At 62.2% G+C, this 5,115-nt stretch carries 4 protein-coding genes; 1 reads left to right on the top strand and 3 read right to left on the bottom strand.

Going from position 1 to position 5,115, the window contains the following annotated elements:
- The 3 genes from upp to V7080_RS23925 form a co-directional block, all read right to left on the bottom strand.
- The coding region (upp, locus tag V7080_RS23935) for a uracil phosphoribosyltransferase (RefSeq protein WP_334190888.1) at positions 1–584 on the bottom strand (584 nt) is incomplete at its 3' end.
- Between the two features lie 17 nt (positions 585–601).
- Positions 602–1,864: a URC4/urg3 family protein gene (locus tag V7080_RS23930; RefSeq protein ID WP_334190887.1), complete on the bottom strand. Its 1,263-nt coding sequence runs from the start codon at positions 1,862–1,864 to the stop codon at positions 602–604.
- Entirely contained in the window at positions 1,861–3,105 is a 1,245-nt protein-coding gene (locus V7080_RS23925) for a GTP cyclohydrolase II (protein ID WP_334190886.1), read from the bottom strand. The genes V7080_RS23930 and V7080_RS23925 overlap by 4 nt, the downstream gene beginning before the upstream one ends.
- A 545-nt stretch (positions 3,106–3,650) precedes the next feature.
- Here V7080_RS23925 and V7080_RS23920 point away from each other — a divergent pair.
- Entirely contained in the window at positions 3,651–4,847 is a 1,197-nt protein-coding gene (locus tag V7080_RS23920; protein WP_334190885.1) for a hypothetical protein, read from the top strand.
- Positions 4,848–5,115: the final 268 nt, after the last annotated feature.

Genomic DNA, 5,115 nt, shown 5'->3' with positions numbered 1-5,115 from the left:
ATATACCCGTGGTCATTCAAATATTCATCCACCGCCGCCGTCGTGACAGGCACATCCGGGTGCGCAGCCTGCAACGCCTTGAGTCCCTCCGGCGCCGCCAGCAGGCACACATACTTCATCGACACCGCGCCGTTTTCCTTCAACCGGTTCAGTGCCGCGATTGCCGAGTTGCCGGTGGCGAGCATCGGGTCGACCACAATCACCAGCCGTTCGCCGATATCGTCCGGCACCTTGAAGTAATATTCGACCGGCTCCAGCGTTTCCGGATCGCGGTACAGGCCGATGTAACCGACGCGCGCCGACGGCAGCACGTCGAGCATGCCGTCCAGCATGCCGTTCCCGGCACGCATGATGGACACCATGCACAGCTTCTTGCCGCTGATGGCGGGCGACTGGATGGTGGCCAACGGCGTCTTGATGGTGATGAGTTCAGTCGGCAGGTCGCGTGTCACTTCATACGCCAGCATCTGGCTGATCTCGCGCAGCAGGCGGCGGAAATTGTCGGTCGCCGTGTCCTCGCTGCGCATGAGCGTCAGCTTGTGCTGGATCAGCGGGTGGTTGATCAGATTCACATTCGTTGCCATGGCCTCTCCCGAAAAATTCAAAACACGGTGCCGTCACTGAGGATGTTGACCGGCGGCGTACCGCCGGGCCGTCGTTCCGCCGCGATCCGGCGTCCCGCGGCCCAGGTGCCGCCTTCCAGCACGCGCGCCAGCGGAAATGCGTCGGCGCTGACGCCGAGTTGCGTGCGCACGGCATCGGCGACACGATCGAGGCCGATGACGGTGAGCGCGCGCCATTCCACCACCTCGGGACGGTCGACCGCCAGGTGGTCAGTGAAGAAGGCCGGATCACGCGGCTGCAGCAGGCCCAGGTCGAGCAGCAGGCCGCCATTGCGGTATTCCGGCAAACCGGTGAGCCGGTCGAGCCCGACGACGTCATAGCCGGCTTCTTCCAGCGGCTCCAGCATCGAATAGGTGAGCCATTGCGTCAGCTTGTGGAACGGCAGCAGCCCGCCGTCCACATCCGGATGCCGCCAGCAATCGCCAAGCGATACGCCGTCGAGCACGATGCGGCCGGGCCAGACCGGGCCGAGTGCGATCAACAGGGTTTCGAGAATAAATGCGGCGTCGATGGTCTTGCCATGCGCATGATCGGCCAGGTAGTCGAACAGGTTTCCCAGGCGCCGCGCAGGGCCGAATACCGCCGGCGTGGCCGCGACGACTTCGCCGAGCCGCCGAAGCATTTCCACCCGTCCGGCCAGCCCCACCAGCGGATTGCTGTGGCTCACCTGGAAAGCGGCGGCGACGGTCTGCCCGGCGAGAGCGGCCAGTGCCGATGCATCGGTGCGCAAGGGGTGGGTTTGATCCGACGACAGGGCACCGCTGGCGAACAGGGCAAGGCTGGCAACGCCGAGTCCTTCGGACCGCGCCAGCCGCATGTTGTTGGCATGGTCCAGATACTGCCAGTCCGGGCCGGCGCCGGCATCCAGCAGCACGCTGGGGATGACGAGGTCGATGCGGGTGCGTGCGCGTTCGCTGCCGCTCAGCCCTGCCTGTGCGGCGAGTTGCTGCCACCGATCCACGCCGCCGGTTTCGAAATGCCGCCAGCGGCTGTGATACGGCACGGACAGGTCCGGGTAGCGCATCCTGATCGTGTCGGCCACATAGCAGGCGACCTGGGCCAGCCGATCCGGATGCCAGGTGAAGTGGGCGCCGTTTCCCTGCTCGGTCCGTGCCATTACCAGCGCGCATTGCCGGCGCACCGCCTGTGCGTTGAGCAGCGCCGCCGCCGGATGATCTTGCGGCACCGGCGTATGCCATCCGATATCGGCATGTGCACCGGCATGGCGTGCGTCTGTCATTCGGTCAGGCTCCTGCCTTTGGCGATCAGCAATTCCTCGTTCGGCACCGCACCCTCGGTGGAGAAATAACCGGCCGCGACCTTGGCATCCATCTCCACCCGCGCATCGGCGGGAATGAGTGCATCCGGAATCGGGACGCGCTCCACCACCTCGATGCCCTGGGCCGTCAGCGCGCCGTGCTTGAGATTGCTCATCGATGCCCAGCGGTCGATACGCTTGATGCCGAGCCAGTGGAACACATCCGGCATCAGTTCCTGGAAGCGCATGTCCTGCACGCCGGCCACGCATTCGGTGCGCTCGAAATAGGTTGCCGCGCGGTCGCCGCCCACTTGCCGCTTGCGGGCGTTGTACACGAGGAACTTGGTGACTTCGCCCAATGCGCGTCCTTCCTTCCGGTTGTAGATCACCAGGCCGACGCCGCCCTGCTGCGCCATCTCGATGCACACCTCGATGCCGTGCGCCAGGTAGGGGCGGCAGGTGCAGATGTCGGAGCCGAACACGTCGGAACCATTGCATTCGTCGTGCACGCGGCAGGCGACCCGCGTGGTGTCCTTGCCGAGCTCGCGCATGTCGCCGAAGCAGTACAGCGTCATGCCGCCGATGGGCGGCAGGAATACTTTGAGGTCGGAGCGCGTGACCAGTTCCGGAAACATGCCGCCGGTCTGTTCGAACAGGCTGCGGCGCAATGCGCTTTCCTTGATGCCGAACCGTTTTGCCAGGCCAGGCAGGTGCCACACCGGGTCGATCGCCGCCTTGGTTACGCGCACATCGCCGTTGGAAAACAGGATGCGGTCATCGGGCTTGAGGCGGCCGGCGACGATCGCCTCCTTGAGTTCCGGCATGTTGATATGGGCCTTGGTGATCGCGATCGTCGGCCGGATATCCATGCCGGCCGCGATCTGTCCGGCGAACGCGTTGCCGACCATGTGGCCGTACGGATCGAGCGACACGATCTTGTCGGGATCGGCCCATTGCGGATGCGGACCGATGTCTTCGGCGGGCGCGGTGTTGGTGAGGTCAGGGCGGTGTTCACGGTCGAGCGAACCTGCGGCGACCGCCAGCGCGCGATACACCGCATAGGCGCCGGAGTGCGTGCCGATGACATTGCGTTGCTGAGGGTTGGTGAGACTGGCGATGATCGGTCCGCGTTCTTCAGGACTGGGAGCACCCCATCGGATGTCGGTAGCGGCGTTCTTCTTGCGGCCCTGGGAATGCGACGTCAACATGATGTGATCAGCCATGTTTGCTCCCGATGCGAATGATCCCGGCCTGATGGCCGTGTATTGATTATTGGCACTTTCAATGTCATCCGTAAAGCTGGATTTGGGGCAAACATGGAAACCTGTCAAATAGACAGGGGCAATTGTTGCAATTATCCAGCGCCGCTTTTTTCCGCTTCAACAGGATCGATCGCGATATCGCCATGCAGAAATTGGTTTCGCAACGTGTCCTTACTCTTATTGATAATTATCAGACTTGGTCGCGAATGATGGTCTAGTTTGATAAGGTCATGTCGCGCACCTCGCAAGGCATGCAGCACAATCAAAAGCAAGGAGACAGGAATGACGCATGATGTGAATGCTTCTACTGTCGACCATGCATGGATACACGTCTTGGCAGGACGGTCCAGGCTTTCTCACCTCCCTCCTTCCCTCTATCCCTTGGCACTCCGGGCACAGTCAGGCAATCCGCAATGCCTGCCCGCCTTGTCATCGGCGACCTCTCGCCAGGCAGATCCGCTTTCATTTTCTGGGGCATCAACGAAGTCACCACTTAAGGAGACATCATGAAAACGATTCTTGCATGGCTAGCGGCAATACTTGCGATGGCGGTCGGTTTGCAACCGGCCTGGGCAAACGACGATGCGGGGAATCAAGGTCCCGCTGCGCAGGGCGCAACGGAATTCAAAGTCGATCACAAATGGCCGAAGCCGCTGCCCAACAGATGGGAATTCGGCCAGGTGGCGGGTGTGGCGGTTGATCGCAACGACCATATCTGGATCATCCAGCGTCCCGGCTCGCTGACCGTCGATGAAGCAGGTGCCGCCCAGACGCCGCCACGCTCGGAGTGCTGCTTCCCCGCGCCATCGGTGATGAAGTTCGATCGTGAAGGGAATTTGCTTCTGGCCTGGGGCGGCACTGCGGATCCGGGCTTCCTGACCGACCGCTGCACACCGGCGAAAGGCTGCGAGTGGCCGACCAACGAGCACGGCATTTTCGTCGACCACAATGACAATGTCTGGATCGCGGGCAATGGCGCGGTGAATCACCAGGTGCTTAAATTCAGCAGCGACGGCACGTTCCTGCTCCAGGTCGGCAAGGCCGGCGTGACTGGCGGCAGCAATGCCACCACCGGCGGATTGGGCGACACGCCGCTGCTTGGCCAGCCGGCCGATGTCGAGGTGGACCCGACCAACAACGAGGCCTACATCGCCGACGGTTACCAGAATAAGCGCGTGCTGGTGGTCGATGGCAATACCGGCAAATACATTCGTCACTGGGGTGCCTACGGCAGCACGCCCGACGATGCCAATCCGGGCCCATATGTTGCCGGACAGGCACCGGCACGCCAGTTCCGCAATCCGGTGCACTGTGTCAGGATCACCAACGACAACCTGGTCTATGTGTGCGACCGGGTGAACAACCGCATCCAGGTATTCCAGAAGAACGGCACCTTCGTGAAGGAGTTCTTCGTCGCCCGGGATACGCTTGGCAACGGCTCGACCTGGGATGTGGACGTATCGCCGGACCGTGCGCAAAGCAAGCTGTACAACCCCGATGGCGAGAACAACAAGGTCTGGATACTGGACCGGCAAGCCGGCACGATCGTCAGCACCTTTGGACGCCATGGACGCTATGCGGGCCAGTTCCATTGGGTACATAACCTGGCGGTCGATTCGCGCGGCAACATCTATACGGCGGAAGTGGATACCGGGAAGCGGACGCAGAAGTTTGTGCCGGTCACTGGTAATCGTCGGCCGTAGTGGTTGCGGTGAATATGAACAGGAGGGGGAGGCAGGGTGTCTTCCCCTTGATTTCTGCTCTTTATCCTTGTCATTCCCGCGAAGGGGTTAGCAGGGAATTTGGACAGCATGCTGCCTGCCTGCAAGCCAGTACGCGCCCTGCAAGCGTAACCCCAAGCTACGAAGTGTCTCCCGTGATCCATCACCCTCGTCATTCCCGCGAAGGCGGGAATCTAGGGCGACGGAGTGTCTCCGGTAGTGCAACGCCGGCAGTTCTCCGAAGAGACAT

Origin of the sequence: Noviherbaspirillum sp. (genome assembly GCF_036846085.1) — a bacterium.
Classification (GTDB): domain Bacteria; phylum Pseudomonadota; class Gammaproteobacteria; order Burkholderiales; family Burkholderiaceae_D; genus Noviherbaspirillum.
The sequence above is the reverse complement of the archived record's forward strand: the minus strand, read 5'-3'. Positions and strand labels throughout refer to the sequence as shown.